Here is a 17,134-nt window from a genome sequence, read left to right as displayed (position 1 = left end):
GATTTCTGCCTGTCCTACTCTCTCTTCTTATTTAGTCTTTTTCAAATAATCAATAGCTTCTTGAGCTGTTTTAACAGGGACAATTTTCATCTTGGTCCCCAGTTTCTTGGCAGCTTCCTTGGCCTCTTGATAGTTAGTCTTGGCATCCGGATCAGCCTTTTTCATTTCCTTAGTTACTGGATTATTTGGCACGAAGAAAATATCTGCGCCACTATCAGCCGCTGATTTCACCTTGAGGTAGGCCCCACCGATATCACCGACAGCTCCATCCTTTTCAATAGTGCCTGTTCCAGCAATTTTACGGCCAGCCTTGAGGTCTTGACCAGACACCTGATCGTAAATAGCCAAAGTAAACATAAGTCCCGCACTTGGTCCACCGACACCATCAAGTTTAAACTTCACGTTTTCAGGACTCTTGACCTCAGTATGATCCGTCAAACCAATACCGATACCATTTTTACCATTAGCAATCTTAATGATCTTACCAGTAGCAGTCTTTTCTTTGTCCTCTGTCGTATAAGTAACCTTGACTTTTGAACCCAACTTAAGTCCTTGGACGTATTTAATCAAGTCAGTAGAATTGTCAAAGGTCTTGCCATTGACAGCCGTCACCGTATCCGCAATATTAAGGACACCCTTGAAACTAGAATCATCAGCCACCTGAAGCACATAAACACCCATATACTCCAAGCTAGCCTCCTTACCAGCCAGAGTCAAGCCCTGATAAATCGCCTGGTTTTGGGAAGTCTCCATGTAGAATTGATTGATACGCATGAAATCTTCATCAGAGTAATTTCCAGTCGCCTCTTCAGCCGTTTGAAGCTTTGCAAAATCATTAAGCTGAGCATAGAGCATGAGGGCCAAAGTTGCCTTGGTTTGAGCCACCGCCACAAAATTGTAGGATCCTTTTGAATCATCAGCTTTCATATCTACAGTCAAGACTTCCTTAGTATCAAAAGCCCCACCTGGAAGCTCAACATAATAATTATTTAGCGGGAAAAAGAGGGAAAAGAGGAGGAAAAGTACCGTAAAAATACTTAGCAACCACCACTTAATACGCCAAATTTTCCCTAATAGTGATTTAGATTCGTTCTTGTTTGCCACGCTTGGCCTCCACTTCCTTAACAACTGCTTGCGGAACATAAGAACTAATGTCCCCCTCAAAATAAATCAACTCACGCACACGACTCGATGACACTGGCGTCACCTCATGACTAGCAATCAAATAAACCGTTTCAAGCTCAGGCGCCAGCCACTTATTGAAATAATCCATATTAGCCTCATAGTCAAAATCTGTCGCATTGCGAAGACCTCTAACCAGATAAGTCACCCCAAGATCTCTGGCAACATCTACAGCCAGACTATCGTGAGCCGTTATAACCTTGACATTGGGAAGATCTGCTACAACCTCTTCCAAGATACGCTTGCGAGTCTCAATGTCCCAGAAGCCCTGCTTATTTTTATTATAAAATAGTCCAATATAGAGCTCATCAAAGAGCTTTCTGGCTCTGGCAATAATATCCATATGCCCATTGGTAATTGGATCAAAAGACCCCGTAAACATAGCAATCCTTGTCATAGCATTCCTTTCTACAACTTCCCTATCAAAGGCTAACGCACGTAAACGGTCACCTTACTGATACCATAGGTTTTCTGCTTCCAAATCCCAAAGTTTGAAATTTCTTCAGGCAAGTCCACAGCCTTATCCGTCTCGCAAACCAACATAACTTCTTCAGCCAAGAGCCCTTGCTCCTCTAACTGAGTAATATTAGCCACAATCTGCTCTTTGGCATAAGGTGGATCTAAAAGCACCAAGTCAAATTGACCTGTCAATTGTGTCAATGCACGCGCTGCATCCATCTTCAAAAGCTGAAACTGCTTCTCACTCTTGGTCATCTTGATATTTTCCTGAATAACAACCTGTGCCCGACGATCCTTTTCCACGAGGACAGCAGACGACATACCACGACTGATAGCCTCAATAGCCAGGCTGCCGCTCCCAGAAAAAAGATCCAAAACACGCCCTCCATCAAAGAATGGACCAATCATATTGAAAATGGCACCCTTGACCTTGTCCGTTGTTGGACGAGTCGTTTTGCCTTCTAACGTTTTAAGCGGACGCCCGCCAAAATCACCTGCTACAACACGCAAGTTGGTCACCTCGTTTTTACTGATTTTTAGTAAGACTTTTCTATTATAACAAAAAATTACACATAGATGTTGCCACAAAAAAATCTAGTCATGCTAAATACCTACAAGACCACACAAAAAACTCGAGAACCTCCCGAGTTTCCATTTATTTTACTTATCACCAAGTGCAGTCACGTAGTTGTAGGCTTCGATACCAGCTGTGGCACCATCTCCTACGGCTGTTGTAATTTGGCGAAGGTCTTTCTGGCGGACATCCCCAATGGCAAAGATACCAGGAATACGTGTTGCCATCTTATCATCTGTAATTACCCAACCATCTTGGTCAGTGATGTCGAGACCTGTCAAGTAATCTGAAACTGGATCAAGTCCCACATAAACAAAGACACCGCCAAATTCGTGGTTAGTCACCTCACCAGTTTTGACATTCTTGATATCAACACTGCGAACCTTGATATCATCACCCTTGATTTCTTCAACGACTGAATCCCAGATAAACTTGACCTTCTCATTAGCGAAGGCACGGTCTTGAAGAACCTTTTGGGCACGCAATTCATCACGACGGTGAACAATGGTCACGCTATTGGCAAAGCGTGTCAAATAAATTCCTTCTTCAACGGCAGAGTCTCCACCACCAACAACCAAGAGGTCTTGATTACGGAAGAAGGCACCATCACACACCGCACAGTAAGATACACCACGGCTGTTGTACTCTTCTTCACCAGCAACACCAATATGACGGTGTTTGGCACCAGTCGCAATGATAACTGTCTTGGTTTGGTACTCCTCATCACCAGTTTTGACAACTTTATAGTCACCCTTGTCTTCGATACCAGACACAATACCATAAAGATTTTCAACGCCCAATTTTTCCAAAGGTTCAAACATCTTCATTGACAATTCTGGACCAGAAATACTTTCAAAACCAGGGTAATTTTCAATATCAGACGTGTTATTCATCTGTCCACCAGGAGCACCTTGCTCCAAAGTTGCCACTTTAAGGTTGGCACGAGCTGCATAAAGTGCTGCAGTCATCCCCGCAGGACCAGCTCCAATAACAATTGTATCGTACATGAGTAACTCCTTATATGATTTTCTTGTAGAGATATCTTACACCTAATGTGCCAACAAAGCTAGAATTATGCATTCAGCACGATAAGAATCGCCATGAAAGCAAATGCCAAAACTGGAATCGAAACCATCGACATCATAATAGCATCATAGAGGGCACCTTGACGCTCCTTAACAGTTTTGTCTGCACGACGTAAGGCACGCCATCCAAGCCAAATGGCACCAATCACCAAGCACACAAAGAAAGCAATCACAAGGCCTAAGAGATAAAATTTAAAAATATTTAATAACATAAATCATCCTAAAGTGAGAAATAGAAAAGGCTGAGATAACATTCTCCAACCTCTAAATTCGACTAGTAATAACTGCACGATGCAGCCTCTGATTGGACTATAGTCGCCTTTGAAACATTCAAAAGTTCCTAATCATCCTTGTGGGATTTTGACTATGGACTAAACTGTAGTCCACTCCCACTACCTTTTCTATTGTAACAAAAATCCCATCTTAAAGATATTGTTTTGAATAAGAAGCGAAAAATTCTTTTGTTCGTTCTTCTTTTGGATGGTTAAAGATTTCATCAGGTGTTCCTTGTTCAAGGATATGCCCTTTTTCAAGAAAGAGCACCTTGTCAGCTACTTGATAAACAAAGTTCATGTCGTGACTGACCAAAATCATGGTTTGACCTGACTTAGCCGCATCAGCGATTGATTTTTCAACCTCACCAACCAACTCAGGGTCAAGGGCAGATGTCGGTTCGTCAAGCAAGAGCACATCAGGCTTCATTGCAAGGGCGCGGGCCAAAGCCACACGTTGCTTTTGACCACCTGACAAGTGACGTGGGTAGTGATTTTCACGATTAGAAAGCCCAACCTTAGCGAGCTCTTCTTTAGCAATCTTGGTAGCTTCGTCGTCAGAAAGTTTCTTAACAATCTTAAGACCTTCCTTAACATTATCCAAGGCTGTACGACGTTCAAAGAGGTTGAACTGTTGGAACACCATGGACAACTTACGACGAAGAGTAAGGATTTGTTCTTTGGTAATTGTTTCGAAATCCACCTTGAAATCATCAATGGTAATGGTACCAGAATCAGGTTGTTCCAAATAGTTTAAGCTACGAAGAATTGTTGATTTCCCTGCACCAGAGGCACCAACAAGAGCTACAACTTCACCCTTTTCAATGTCAATATCAATGCCATCGAGAACCTTTTGTCCTGAAAATTCTTTGGTCAAATTTTTGATACTAATCATTAGTGGTCACCTCCAATGCCAGAAATGTCAGTCGCTTCAGGAGCCTTAATGGCCATGTGATTTTCAACTGAACGACCAATGTACTCAATCAAGATTGAGATTGCCCAGTATACAAGGGCAACTGAGATATAACGTTCAAAGTAACGGTAGTCGGCACCACCCAAGATTTGAGCCTGTGCATACATTTCGACGATACCTGCACTAAAAGCAAGTGATGTTCCCTTAGTCAAACCGATCAAACTGTTAATCAAACTTGGTGTCGCAATAACTGCCGCATTTGGAATGATGACACGACGGTAAACTTGTGCTGATGTCATCCCAAGAGAACGGGCAGCTTCAATTTCCCCAGCGTCAACAGCCTGAATCGCTGCACGGATGGTCTCACTCATGTAAGCTGCTTCATTAAAGGCAAAGGCTGTAATAGCGAAGATAGCTGGTGGAATCTCATTAATGTTCCAATCTAAGCCGAACTCACCATTCAAGTAACGAAGGAAGAGTGGAATACCATAGTAAGTCAACATGAGTTGTACAAGGATTGGTGTCCCACGCAAGAAGCTCACAAAAACGGCTTGAATTGGATAAAGGATACGTACTCGATTGATTTTAACAACCGCAAAGACAAGGGCCAAAATCAAACCGAAGAAGGCACCTGCAATAGTCAATCCCAAAGTTAAAGGCAAGCGTTCCACAATCTTAGGAACAGCATCGAAGACAGCCTTCCATGAGAAGAGCTTACCAGCTGGCATCCAAGATGAAATCCATTTGAAGACAACCGTAACCAGTTGCAAAACATAGCCCCAAAGGATTTCCACTAGCCATGATAAGGGAATGGCTAAAGCAACAGCTACTGCCAAACCAACCAAGCCAAGGATAACTTGGAGATACCAAGGTGACCGATTAAATGCTTCTATACTCTTTTTCACAATGTCGCCCTTTCTTTCTAAAAAAGTCGGTTAGCCTAGTGCTAACCGTTCAAATATCTTATCATAAATTTTATAATATTCATTTTAGCACGACTCAGAAAGTCTGTGAAATAGTCTTTTCTTATCAAAGTGATAAGGAAATCATATCACTGATAATTCAGCTTTATTAACGTCAAAAAGCTGAGACAGCAGTCTCAACTTTTAACCGTATTATTTCAAATCACTGACGTAATCGCCACCGAAGTATTCCTTGCTGAGTTTGGCAAGTGTTCCATCCTTCTTGAGCTCTTTGATACGTTTATTGACAAAAGTCTTGAGTTCCTTACCTTGCTTATCATTTGAGAAAAGAAGATATTCAAGACCATCAGTCTTCATACCGATATCGTCTTTAATCTTGTTTACAGCCAACTTATAGCCTTGATCTTTGACAATGTACTCAGACGAAATGGCATCGTAAAGGATAAAGTCAATTTTTCCTTCTTGAATGTGTTGAACACGTGTTGAAAGACCAGTTGAGCTAGAAGCGTAGTTGATTGTAATTGGTGTCTTGTCCGCATTGGCATGGTTCCAATTTTCAAGCAATTGAGCATAGTTAGAGCCAGGAAGCACCTCTGTCGTCTTACCAGACAAATCGTCTAGGCTGGTATACTTGGTCCCCTCAGCACTGGTGATGGCATAGTTAGAACGTGAAATTGGATCTGAGAAACCATATTTCTGCGCACGCTCTTCATTGTAGTTGAAATCATTAGCCGCAATCTGATAACGTCCAGAATCCACCCCTGTCAAGATGGAATCAAAAGGTGTCGTTACAAACTTGACCTCATACTTATCAGAGTCCTTGAAAATAGCCTTGACCAAATCAATATCATACCCCTTGAAGTCGTCACCTTTTTTGAAAGTGAAAGGCGCCGTATCAGAGTCTGTCGCAACAGTAATCGTCTGCTTCTCACCAGATGCCTTACCGTCACTCTTGTTTCCACAAGCAGCCAAAGTCAAAACTGACAAGCCAAGAATCCCTAAACCTGCAAGCCATTTTTTCATATCTATATTCCTCGATACTTTCATTAATAGTTAGTGATAACAGTTTACCATCTTCATCCCAACTCGTCTAATAATAAAATCCTAAGTGGTGATAGATAAAGGTTATAGGGGGTGAGAGGAAGAATAACAAGATAGAAAAGAGTTGCCACTGATGTGACAACTCTTTTCGTCCAAAACAGCTTTCCGTACATGTTTAACATCAAATCCACTAAAACACTACTTATCCTTATCTGATGACTTACTGCTTGAGTCGCTACTGTCTTCAGGTTGATAGTCTGACAAATTCTTATGGATACGTTCGGCGTAAACGGCTCTGCTTCCTGATTCGTCATGGTCGACCAAGGCTTCGGCAAGCTCTTTATAATCTTCTACAGAAATAGTCCAGTTTCCACCATCATCTTTGGTAAGCTTGAAGGTCTTTTCCAGATTATCAGCACCTGTCAAAGGTGTATAGGACATTTCTTTATCAATATCCTTAAATTGCGTCAAATCACCGTTAAAGTTTTCACCATAAAGGAATTTCGTTGTGAGATCTTTGGCCTTCCCCTTTTCCACATCGTTGTTATCAGCTTGATTCCATTGTTTCAACTTGTCAATGTCGTTGTCATAGAGACTCATAAGGAGAGTACGAACAGCAGCTGCAGCTCCATAGGCACTAACAGAACGCGAAGTAAAGGTAACTGTCGCATCATTTCCCTTAACTTTGACATCCTTCAGCTTATAGTCCTGAATCTTACCAATCATATTACGACGGACCTTAAGGAACTTAGAAAGTACTTGAGTTGGAGTCTTGGCATCATAGCCTTCAATGTATTTAAACGTATACTTTTCTTCCGGTGTATACCCCTTCTCTTCAATAGTGTCTGCAACCTGTTTTTCAAAGACATTCGTTTCAGTCCAGGTTTCGTAATTTTCACCGTAGAGTTTTGAAAAACCGTTACTTGATTTTCCAAGCATGGTGTCAATCAAAATCGTCGCATCAGCTTTAGCACGTTCTGTCGGAGTTGGTGTCGCCTTTTTCTTCTCAGCTGGTTTATTGGAAGCACAGGCTACAAGAACCAAACAAGCTGCCAGAATCAGTCCTAAATAGGTAAGAACTTTTTTCATTAAGATTATTCCCTCATTTCTATTGGTTACTATTTAAGATAGCATAGGTCTGATGATTCTTCAAGGTCACTTTTCAGAGTATGAAGCAAAACTCTACCTATTATATTGTTTTGTTTCTAAATCATGACTCCAAATCATCCAAATCTAACTGCCTACCCTCTTGGTCCTCTAAACCTGTCAGGGTAACACCTAAGAGACGAACACCACTGCTATTTTCCTCCAGTTGATCAAAAATGGTGTGAGCAATCCTTTCGATGGTGTCGAAATCCTGGGTCGATTTGTCCAAGGTCATACGCTTGGTTAAGGTTGAGAAATCCGAATAACGGACCTTGATGACAATAATTCGACCGACTTTTTTAGTTTTCTGAGCACTTTCAGCTACTCGCCTAGCATTCTTAGTCAACTCAGCCTTGATGTCATCTTCATTATAAAGAAGCTTGCCGTAGGTTCGCTCACTTCCGATAGATTTACGGACACGATTGGGCCTAACAGGACTATTGGAAATCCCCCTAGCCTTTCGAAAGAGATCAAATCCAAAACGTCCAAAACGATCAATCAGAGTCATCTCAGGAACCTTCAGAAGATCGGCACCGGTGTAGATGTCCATGTCATGAAGACGTTCAACTGACTTTTTACCTACCCCATGAAACTTTTCAATAGGGAGCTTTTCCAAAAATTCCTGAGCCTCCTCTGGAAGTACCACCGTCAAACCAGCAGGCTTTTGAAAATCAGAGGCTAGTTTGGCGATAAATTTATTATAGGAAACGCCTGCTGAACAAGTCAGGTGAAGTTCCTGCCAGATATCATACTGGATAAGTTTGGCTACCTTAACCGCCGATTTGACACCAAGCTTATTTATCGTCACATCAAGATAGGCTTCATCGATAGACATAGGCTCAACCAAGTCAGTATAGCGTTTAAAAATCTCACGAATTTGCATCCCTACCTCTCGGTAATGGCTATAATTTCCTGAGATAAAGACAGCGTTAGGACAACGTTCATAGGCTTCCTTAGAAGACATGGCTGAATGGACACCATATTTTCTAGCCTCATAATTACAAGTTGATACCACACCACGTCCCCCTGTTTTTCTAGGATCATGACCGATAATAACCGGCTTGTCCTTAAGACTGGGGTCATCCCTCATCTCGACCTGAGCAAAAAAGGCGTCCATGTCAATATGGATGATTTTCCGACTGGTATCATTTATTAGAGGAAACTCTAACATGGCTCCCTGCCTCCTTTCTCAGATTTATCTCATTGTAAAGCTTTTCACATAAAGCTTTGGGCCTACAAAGCATTCTCCCCTTATGATACCAAAATCTATCAAAAAACAGAAATTTATAATACAGATTTGTCGTTTTCAAAACTGTATTATAAAAGAATGTCTCTAAAAACAGAGTTTTAAAGTTGTGTAAGCGTTTACTGTGTGATAGAATACTTCTAGAGAATGTAACAGATAATTTTGTTACTAGAATTATAGGAGATCCAAACTATGGCAACGGTTAAAACTAACACAGATGTTTTTGAAAAAGCGTGGGAAGGCTTTAAAGGTACTGACTGGAAAGAAAAAGCTAGCGTTTCACGTTTCGTTCAAGCAAACTACACACCTTATGATGGTGACGAAAGCTTCCTTGCAGGACCAACTGAACGCTCTCTAAAAATTAAAAAAATCGTAGATGAAACTAAAGCAGGCTATGAAGCTGAAGGACGTTTCCCAATGGATACTCGTCCAACTTCAATTGCTGACATTGACGCAGGGTACATTTCAAAAGAAGATGAACTTATCTATGGTATCCAAAATGATGAACTCTTCAAATTGAACTTCATGCCTAAAGGTGGTATCCGTATGGCGGAAACTGCTTTGAAAGAACACGGTTATGAACCAGACCCAGCTGTACACGAAATTTTCACAAAATACGTGACTACAGTTAACGATGGTATCTTCCGTGCTTACACTTCAAACATCCGTCGTGCACGTCACGCTCACACAGTTACTGGTCTTCCAGATGCTTACTCACGTGGACGTATCATCGGGGTTTACGCTCGTCTTGCCCTTTACGGTGCTGACTACTTGATGCAAGAAAAAGTTAACGACTGGAATGCTATTAAAGAAATCGACGAAGAAACTATCCGTCTTCGTGAAGAAGTTAACCTTCAATACCAAGCACTTCAAGATGTCGTTCGCCTTGGTGACCTTTACGGTGTAGATGTTCGTCGTCCTGCCTTCGATACTAAAGAAGCTATCCAATGGACAAACATCGCCTTCATGGCAGTATGTCGTGTCATCAACGGTGCCGCTACTTCACTTGGTCGTGTGCCAATCGTCCTTGACGTATACGCAGAACGTGACCTTGCTCGTGGTACTTACACTGAATCAGAAATCCAAGAATTCGTTGATGATTTCGTTATGAAACTTCGTACAGTTAAGTTTGCTCGTACAAAAGCTTACGACCAATTGTACTCAGGTGACCCAACATTCATCACAACTTCAATGGCTGGTATGGGTGCTGACGGACGTCACCGTGTTACTAAGATGGACTACCGTTTCTTGAACACTCTTGACAACATCGGTAACTCTCCAGAACCAAACTTGACAGTTCTTTGGACTGACAAATTGCCTTACTCATTCCGTCGCTACTGTATGCACATGAGCCACAAGCACTCTTCTATCCAATACGAAGGTGTGACTACTATGGCTAAAGACGGATACGGTGAAATGAGCTGTATCTCATGTTGTGTATCACCACTTGACCCAGAAAACGAAGAACAACGCCACAACATCCAATACTTCGGTGCTCGTGTTAACGTACTTAAAGCCCTTCTTACTGGTTTGAACGGTGGTTACGACGATGTTCATAAAGACTACAAAGTATTTGACATCGATCCAATCCGTGATGAAGTTCTTGACTTTGACACTGTTAAAGCTAACTTCGAAAAATCTCTTGATTGGTTGACTGACACTTACGTAGATGCCCTTAACATCATCCACTACATGACTGATAAGTACAACTACGAAGCTGTTCAAATGGCCTTCTTGCCAACTAAACAACGTGCTAACATGGGATTCGGTATCTGTGGTTTCGCAAATACTGTTGATACATTGGCAGCAATCAAATACGCTACAGTTAAACCAATCCGTGACGAAGATGGCTACATCTACGACTACGAAACAATCGGTGAATACCCACGTTGGGGTGAAGATGACCCACGTTCAAACGAATTGGCAGAATGGTTGATTGAAGCTTACACTACTCGTCTTCGTAGCCACAAACTCTACAAAGATGCAGAAGCTACAGTTTCACTTCTTACAATCACTTCTAACGTTGCTTACTCTAAACAAACTGGTAACTCTCCAGTTCACAAAGGGGTATACCTCAACGAAGATGGTTCAGTGAACTTGTCTAAATTGGAATTCTTCTCACCAGGTGCTAACCCATCTAACAAAGCTAAAGGTGGATGGTTGCAAAACTTGAACTCACTTGCAAGCCTTGACTTCGGTTATGCAGCTGACGGTATCTCACTTACTACTCAAGTATCACCTCGTGCTCTTGGTAAGACTCACGACGAACAAGTTGACAACCTCGTAACTATCCTTGACGGATACTTCGAAAACGGTGGACAACACGTTAACTTGAACGTTATGGACTTGTCAGACGTTTACGAAAAGATTATGAGCGGTGAAGATGTTATCGTACGTATCTCTGGATACTGTGTAAACACTAAATACCTCACTCCAGAACAAAAAACTGAATTGACACAACGTGTCTTCCACGAAGTTCTTTCAATGGACGACGCTTTGGGATAAAATAACTAAAGAGCTCGCAATAGCGGGTTCTTTTCTTTTTGTAAAACACTTATTTTCATTATATTTTTCTAAATCTACTATAATTTACATTTGACTTTTTCTCAGATTAGCTATAAAATAAAAGCGTTTCCGTTTGGTTTCTCCAAACACTTCACTCTCAGAAGCACCTCAGAGAAATGACACTCTATCACTGTCTAACTGCTAGTTTACAAATAACAGGTCAACTAGTATGACAATAAAATAAAAGAGTACAAGGAAGAAAGATGAATAAGAAAAGTTTTAAGCTAATTGGATTAGTAGCTCTCGTAGCAAGTACAGTCCTACTCGTAGCCTGCCAATCCGAAACAAAAACCAAAAACTCAAAGTCCAAGGACGTTCAATGGGGTTATACTGGCTCTACTGGTCCAGACCATTGGGGTGACCTTTCGAAAGATTATGAACTCAGCAAAAATGGTAAAGAACAATCTCCGATCAATATCACCGGAGCTGAGGACGTTGATCTTCCTGAACTAATCCTTAATAATCAAGAATCAGAAGCTCAAGTTGAAAATAACGGGCATACTATTGAAGTCAGCTTTAAAAATCCAAAGAATACCCTAACGATTGGTAACGAAGTTTACAAGTTGCAACAGTTCCATTTTCACGCACCAGCTGAGAATAAAATTGATGGTCAGACTTATCCCCTAGAGGGGCACTTCGTATATAAGACAGATAATGGGAAAATCACAGTTATCTCCGTTCTCTATAATTATGGCGATGAAAATCAAGCCTTAAAACAAATCTGGGACAAAATGCCTCAGGCGGCCAATACTGAAACTGAGCTTTCTCAGGCCATCTCACTTGATGATTTCTATCCTGAAGACAAGGACTACTACAACTTTGAAGGTTCCCTAACAACACCTCCATGTACTGAAGGTGTTAACTGGATTGTCTTCAAGAATCAAGAAACTGTCAGCAAGGAACAAGTGGAGAAATTCACTCAAACCCTTGGATTTGAAAATAACCGTCCTATCCAAGATACAAACGGTCGAAAGATAAAAGAATAAAACCTATCAAAAGCTTGATGACTACTCCTCTCATCAAGCTTTTTTCATTGACGATATACTAGAATCTTTGTTACACTGGTTCTATGATTATCAAACATACAAGAGATACACTATCAGAGACTTATCTAGATGCTGTGGCTATTCGAAACACCGTTTTCGTTAAAGGCCAAGGAGTTCCTCACTCTATCGAGATTGACGCAAATGAAGCCTACTGTATTCACTTTGTTTTATACGATGATAAAGACAAGGCTGCAGCAACCGTACGCCTACTGCCTAATAAAGATTTGACTCAGCTTACCCTCCAACGTATGGCGGTGCTCGAGGCCTACCAAGGTCAAGGTCTGGGGAGCATTCTCCTAAAAGAAGCTGAAGATTTTGCACAAGAGCAAGGCTTCCAGACTATTTCTCTCCATGCTCAACTAGGGGCACTTAAGTTCTACCTCAATAATGGCTATCAGGAAGTCGGTAAAATCTTTAAAGAGGCTGGTATCCAACACATTACTGTTGAAAAACCATTACTAAGTAAAAAAGCTTAAGCAGTAGGTCAACTGCTTAAGCTTCTTCTTTTGTCGCAAATATAGGATAGCCATGCTCGACAGCAAGAACTGATACATATTCTCTTTTCTTTAATGTCTCTACGATCTTTTTCCAGTATTTCTGCCCTTTAAAAAGAAGGACAAACACTCCCATGCAGACCAAAAAACCAAGAAATTGTTTATATTCAGAAGATGACAGTTTTGATTCTAGTTCTAGGAGCTCAAACAGTCCTCTCAATAGAACTGTAAAGGTAATCATTATAAGGCTAAGTCCACTAAAGTATCCTAAACATATAAGCAAATACCCTATTTGAAGCTTCTTGGAACGCTTCTTGTAGAGTAACTTATAGTCCTGACTGTACTTTTCAAATACAGGAAAGTGAATATCAAATCCTCTCCTCATACGAATGACTTTCAAATCAGGTTGGGCACGATAACCAAGGCAATGAATCAATTTGTATAGTATCTCTCTTATCAAGATATAAGAAGAAGCGATTATAGGGACTACTATACAAGAAAATACAAGAACACCTAAATAGAAGGAATCTTTATCAAATGCCAACAAGTCGACCATCACCCCAAAAAACATACCACAGACAAAGAGACTACTCCCGTTAAGCACACAAAAGAGGAGACTCAAAAACCAAGGGACAAGTTTGCTTTCCTTAAAGTGTCTACTCGACCGTTTCACAAATCAGCTCCTTCTTCATTATCTCAATCAAAGCATCTCTGTCCTTAATCCATTGAGCCCTCTCATCCCTATAATAGGTACGATTACTGAGGAAAATAGCTGCACGTTGAGCTGGGATATTGATAAGCACAAAGGTACCTGTATAACCAGTATGAAGAATCCAATCGCCTTGAAGGTCCCAAGCGACACTGCGCTCCTTATTGGATTGGCTGATATTCTGTGTCATATTTTTAGCAAAATCATCCCTCAAATAATGGTCAACAAAGATTTCTAAGTCCTTTAGGGTTGAAAAGATGCCTGCTGAACCTGTATGCTCTTTGAGCACTCGAGCCTTGGGATCGTGAACAGTTCCTCCCGGAATTCCCTCAACAGTTGGAACAGCAACCTCAACTGGCCCAAACCGTGTTTCAGACATACCAAACGGTTGAAAAATCTCGCTGTCAAAGAGCCTGTCCAGTCTTTGTCCAGAGACTTTCTCAAGCATCAAGCCTAGGAGAATAAAATTAATATCGGTATACAAGAAAGGTTTATCAGACTTAACTTTGATGGCATTAATAGCAGAAATCAAGCCAGCTTGGTCTAACTCATCACGGTTTGGAATAAAAGGATCAATGCCGCTACTGTGAGAAAGAAGCTGACGAAGGGTTAGCGTCTTATCCACTACTGCAGGATAATAGGTCGATAGTTTCTCGTCCAAGTCCAATTTTCCCGCTTGCAAGTAGAAAAGACAGAGGGTCCCAACTCCCACCACCTTGGAAACACTAGCTAGATCATAGGTCAGTCCTGGAACTACCGGAATATTTCCATCCTGGGTTCCTAGATAATGCTCCTGCCAATCTTGTCCGTCATAAAGTGCAAGGCTGGCACCCGGGAAGATGTCAGCCTTGATGTAGTCTGTAATTGTTGACAATATTTGTTTAAAATTAGTCATTATTTTGTTAGCCAAACCTCAATATTACTCATATCAGTCAGTGCGAGTAGGCTTTCTTTAGTATCTAGATAACTTGAGAACTGTTCCTTTTCAAGTTTCTCATGCAAGGCAACCAAGTCGTAGTCTTCAGCTACCTTAAATTCTAGAATTTCCAAATCCCAAGTCTGGTCTGGACTCACTTGGAGGTCAGGACCTTCTGCTTTCTCAAAGTGGATAGACAAAGGCAATTCTTCACCAAAAAGATTGTCGTAAAAGAAAGCAGCTTGAGCTGTATCAACAACGTTCAAGGTCAAAGACTCGACCGTAAAGTCTGACACTCCTTTGAAATCTTCTTTTTCTTCAACATCTGCGTATTCAACTGTCTTGAGAGTAGACAAGTCATCTTCGGCATGCATCAAAATAAGACCATTCTCAGGTGAGATTGTTTCAAAAGCATACCCTTTTTCCCCTTGGAAAATAGCCTTGGCTTGGTGATCATCACGCGCCAAAAGGTACTCAATCTCAAGTGGATTTGAAACCTTGATAACTACTTTATTAATTTTCTTAGGGCCTTCAACCGCACGGCAACGGTAAGCTGGTGACTCCTCAATCACAAAAAGTGAGTTACGGTCTGTCCAATCTGTGAAGACCGCAAGGGCATTTTCCTCAGTCAAAAGCTTAAATCCTAATGTATTTTGGTAAAAATCAATATTTTCTTGTCTGTTATTCACACGAAAGATTGGTGTGTGAAACTTAAAATTCCCTGATTGCGTCATGACAACCTCCATTCTTTTCTATTTTATCCGAAAAGAGCCTGTGTGACAAGGATTTTCCTAAGAAAAAACAGGATTGTAATTTTTTCACATTCTTTCACATAAATTATGAAAATCATTATATTATATTTACCTTAGGACTAGCTATTTCCTCATTTTAGAGTATAATAGAGACTATGAAAACTCTCGTCAATCATTTGGCGTTTAGACATACCTATCAGGGACTCTTTTTACTGCTGATGATAGCTATCCCAAACCTGGCTTTAGGTATGACAACGTCGTATAACAATCAGACTGGGTTGACCTTCACTAGCCTTGAAAGCTGGGGAATTATCGCTGTCAATCTCATTATTTTTTACATTACCTATCTTTGGGCTAAAAATGAAGGTTTGCTTACTCGCTTTAAACTAGACCGAAAGGATACTAAAGCTATTATCTGGGGCTTTGTTCTTATTTTTCTGATGGGAGTTATTGGGAGCAATCTCATGCTACTGACCCACACCAACTACCATGCAGAACTTCAAAGAACTCTTACGACAACGCCTATCCTACCAGTAGCCATTAGCATGATGACCACAGCCTTCTTACAAGAACTGCTCTTTCGTAAGTGGATTTTCTCTTGGCTGGCTCCTTATTCGACAGTTGCTGTTTTAGTGAGTACCGGTCTCTTTTGCCTATTCCATATGCCTACCAACCTTGCCCACCTTCTCCTTTATATTGGAATGGGCTTGGCTCTCTCTATGATTTACCAAAAAAGAGAAAATCTATCAGCGGCTATCTCACTTCATGTCCTATGGAATCTTTTCACCTTAGGTGCTACAATCCTAGCTATAACTACTCCTATGTAACTGAGAAAACTTTCTCAGTTTTTTTTGCTACTTTCAAAATTTTTAGCGTAAAAAAATCTGAAGCACTAACTTCAGATTTTTTGTTATTGATTAAAGGTAGAGGGCTTTGAACAAGTATACAGCCAAAATTCCTGCAAGGATTGGAGCTACAACTGGAACCCAAGCATACCACCATTTAGAATCACCTTTGTGCTCACCAAGAACTGATGTTGGCAAGATGTGGTGAAGAAGACGTGGCATCAAGTCACGGGCTGGGTTAAGGGCTGGTCCTGTAGGTCCACCAAATGATAGAACCAAGGCACAAACCAAGAAACCAACACCAATGTGAGCTACAGCAAGAGATCCATTCGCCATTTGGCCTGTTACAGCTTCTTTATCATACCCATATTGGACTGCTTGTGAGACCAATTTGTGACCAAAGTAGTTGTTAGTCAAGGCAAGGGCACCAAAGAAGAGAAGGAATGAACCTGCAAACTCATTGGCAAAACCGTTAGCCCATGCACGATTACGATTTTCTGGAGTATCATCATGATCGTCAACTGCTGAGATCGTTGAGAAAGTACCAAGAATATTGTTTGGATTCTCAGTCTGTACATAGTAAGGTTGGTGAACCCAAACCACGATAGCTTGACCTACAAAGGCACCAAGAAGTTGTGCAATAAGGTATCCAGGAACGCCTACCCATGAGAACAAGCCAGAAGCAGCAAGTCCAAGTGTGAAAGCAGGGTTGATGTGGTTACCAGAAACATCACCAAACATAAGGGCTGGCATCATAACACCAAAACCATAACCAAAGGCGATAACAATCCAACCAGATTTGTTACCTTTTGTTCCCTTAAGCTCAACGTTGGCAACAGCACCATTACCAAGGGCTACAAGAAAAGCAGTCGCGATAAACTCAGTGAGGTATTTCAAAACCCATTCACTGGTGAACGCTTCTTTTAGAAAATCATTCATTTGTCTCTTTATTTCCTTTCGATTTTA

At 41.1% G+C, this 17,134-nt stretch carries 18 protein-coding genes; 4 read left to right on the top strand and 14 right to left on the bottom strand.

Going from position 1 to position 17,134, the window contains the following annotated elements; genetic code table 11:
* Positions 1 to 27: 27 nt before the first annotated feature.
* From LG375_RS09090 to dinB, 10 genes are all read right to left on the bottom strand, one after another.
* Positions 28 to 1,104: a SepM family pheromone-processing serine protease gene (locus LG375_RS09090; protein ID WP_225745673.1), complete on the bottom strand. Its 1,077-nt coding sequence runs from the start codon at positions 1,102 to 1,104 to the stop codon at positions 28 to 30.
* On the bottom strand, positions 1,082 to 1,579 hold the full coding sequence (gene coaD, locus LG375_RS09085; protein ID WP_225745672.1) for a pantetheine-phosphate adenylyltransferase: 498 nt from the start codon (positions 1,577 to 1,579) through the stop codon (positions 1,082 to 1,084). The genes LG375_RS09090 and coaD overlap by 23 nt, the downstream gene beginning before the upstream one ends.
* Before the next feature lie 32 nt (positions 1,580 to 1,611).
* The gene (gene rsmD, locus LG375_RS09080) at positions 1,612 to 2,175 is read right to left on the bottom strand and encodes a 16S rRNA (guanine(966)-N(2))-methyltransferase RsmD (protein WP_316583251.1); all 564 of its coding nucleotides are present in this window, start codon (positions 2,173 to 2,175) and stop codon (positions 1,612 to 1,614) included.
* 126 nt (positions 2,176 to 2,301) lie between these two features.
* Entirely contained in the window at positions 2,302 to 3,255 is a 954-nt protein-coding gene (gene trxB, locus LG375_RS09075) for a thioredoxin-disulfide reductase (RefSeq protein ID WP_255296714.1), read from the bottom strand.
* 32 nt (positions 3,256 to 3,287) lie between these two features.
* Positions 3,288 to 3,512, bottom strand: coding sequence for a DUF4059 family protein (locus tag LG375_RS09070; protein ID WP_002884393.1), 225 nt, complete (start codon positions 3,510 to 3,512; stop codon positions 3,288 to 3,290).
* A gap of 211 nt (positions 3,513 to 3,723) precedes the next feature.
* A complete protein-coding gene (locus LG375_RS09065; RefSeq protein ID WP_002891704.1) occupies positions 3,724 to 4,467 on the bottom strand; it encodes an amino acid ABC transporter ATP-binding protein in 744 nt (247 codons plus the stop codon).
* Positions 4,467 to 5,213 carry an amino acid ABC transporter permease gene (locus tag LG375_RS09060; RefSeq protein WP_225745703.1) on the bottom strand — a complete coding sequence of 249 codons (747 nt, stop codon included), beginning with the start codon at positions 5,211 to 5,213 and terminating at the stop codon, positions 4,467 to 4,469. Before LG375_RS09060 ends, LG375_RS09065 begins: the two co-directional genes overlap by 1 nt.
* A gap of 387 nt (positions 5,214 to 5,600) precedes the next feature.
* Positions 5,601 to 6,431 (bottom strand): transporter substrate-binding domain-containing protein, encoded by an 831-nt coding sequence (locus LG375_RS09055; protein ID WP_021143679.1) that lies wholly within the window; start codon positions 6,429 to 6,431, stop codon positions 5,601 to 5,603.
* A gap of 216 nt (positions 6,432 to 6,647) precedes the next feature.
* Positions 6,648 to 7,538: a peptidase gene (locus LG375_RS09050; RefSeq protein ID WP_175057760.1), complete on the bottom strand. Its 891-nt coding sequence runs from the start codon at positions 7,536 to 7,538 to the stop codon at positions 6,648 to 6,650.
* Between the two features lie 121 nt (positions 7,539 to 7,659).
* A complete protein-coding gene (dinB, locus tag LG375_RS09045) occupies positions 7,660 to 8,766 on the bottom strand; it encodes a DNA polymerase IV (RefSeq protein ID WP_013991108.1) in 1,107 nt (368 codons plus the stop codon).
* A 267-nt stretch (positions 8,767 to 9,033) separates the two neighbouring features.
* Here dinB and pflB point away from each other — a divergent pair, with 267 nt between their 5' ends.
* The 3 genes from pflB to LG375_RS09030 all read left to right on the top strand — a co-directional run bounded on the left by pflB (position 9,034) and on the right by LG375_RS09030 (position 12,928).
* The gene (gene pflB / locus LG375_RS09040; RefSeq protein WP_004183340.1) at positions 9,034 to 11,346 is read left to right on the top strand and encodes a formate C-acetyltransferase; all 2,313 of its coding nucleotides are present in this window, start codon (positions 9,034 to 9,036) and stop codon (positions 11,344 to 11,346) included.
* 263 nt (positions 11,347 to 11,609) lie between these two features.
* Positions 11,610 to 12,392, top strand: coding sequence for a carbonic anhydrase (locus LG375_RS09035; RefSeq protein ID WP_225745671.1), 783 nt, complete (start codon positions 11,610 to 11,612; stop codon positions 12,390 to 12,392).
* 83 nt (positions 12,393 to 12,475) lie between these two features.
* A complete protein-coding gene (locus LG375_RS09030) occupies positions 12,476 to 12,928 on the top strand; it encodes a GNAT family N-acetyltransferase (protein WP_225745670.1) in 453 nt (150 codons plus the stop codon).
* A gap of 16 nt (positions 12,929 to 12,944) precedes the next feature.
* Here the strand turns inward: LG375_RS09030 and LG375_RS09025 are convergent, their stop codons facing one another.
* From LG375_RS09025 to LG375_RS09015, 3 genes are all read right to left on the bottom strand, one after another.
* A complete protein-coding gene (locus LG375_RS09025) occupies positions 12,945 to 13,490 on the bottom strand; it encodes a hypothetical protein (RefSeq protein WP_225745669.1) in 546 nt (181 codons plus the stop codon).
* A gap of 112 nt (positions 13,491 to 13,602) precedes the next feature.
* Positions 13,603 to 14,550, bottom strand: coding sequence for a serine hydrolase domain-containing protein (locus tag LG375_RS09020; protein ID WP_225745668.1), 948 nt, complete (start codon positions 14,548 to 14,550; stop codon positions 13,603 to 13,605).
* Positions 14,550 to 15,305, bottom strand: coding sequence for a CppA family protein (locus LG375_RS09015; RefSeq protein WP_201552351.1), 756 nt, complete (start codon positions 15,303 to 15,305; stop codon positions 14,550 to 14,552). Before LG375_RS09015 ends, LG375_RS09020 begins: the two co-directional genes overlap by 1 nt.
* A gap of 173 nt (positions 15,306 to 15,478) precedes the next feature.
* Between LG375_RS09015 and LG375_RS09010 the strand changes: the two genes are divergently transcribed.
* A complete protein-coding gene (locus LG375_RS09010; protein ID WP_225745667.1) occupies positions 15,479 to 16,150 on the top strand; it encodes a CPBP family intramembrane glutamic endopeptidase in 672 nt (223 codons plus the stop codon).
* 90 nt (positions 16,151 to 16,240) lie between these two features.
* Here the strand turns inward: LG375_RS09010 and gla are convergent, their stop codons facing one another.
* Entirely contained in the window at positions 16,241 to 17,107 is an 867-nt protein-coding gene (gla, locus tag LG375_RS09005; protein WP_037602504.1) for an aquaglyceroporin Gla, read from the bottom strand.
* Positions 17,108 to 17,134 lie beyond the last annotated feature (27 nt).

The organism is Streptococcus sp. Marseille-Q3604, from assembly GCF_916619785.1.
Lineage (GTDB): Bacteria > Bacillota > Bacilli > Lactobacillales > Streptococcaceae > Streptococcus.
Note: the sequence above shows the minus strand (reverse complement) of the source record. Positions and strands in the feature narration are given on the sequence as shown.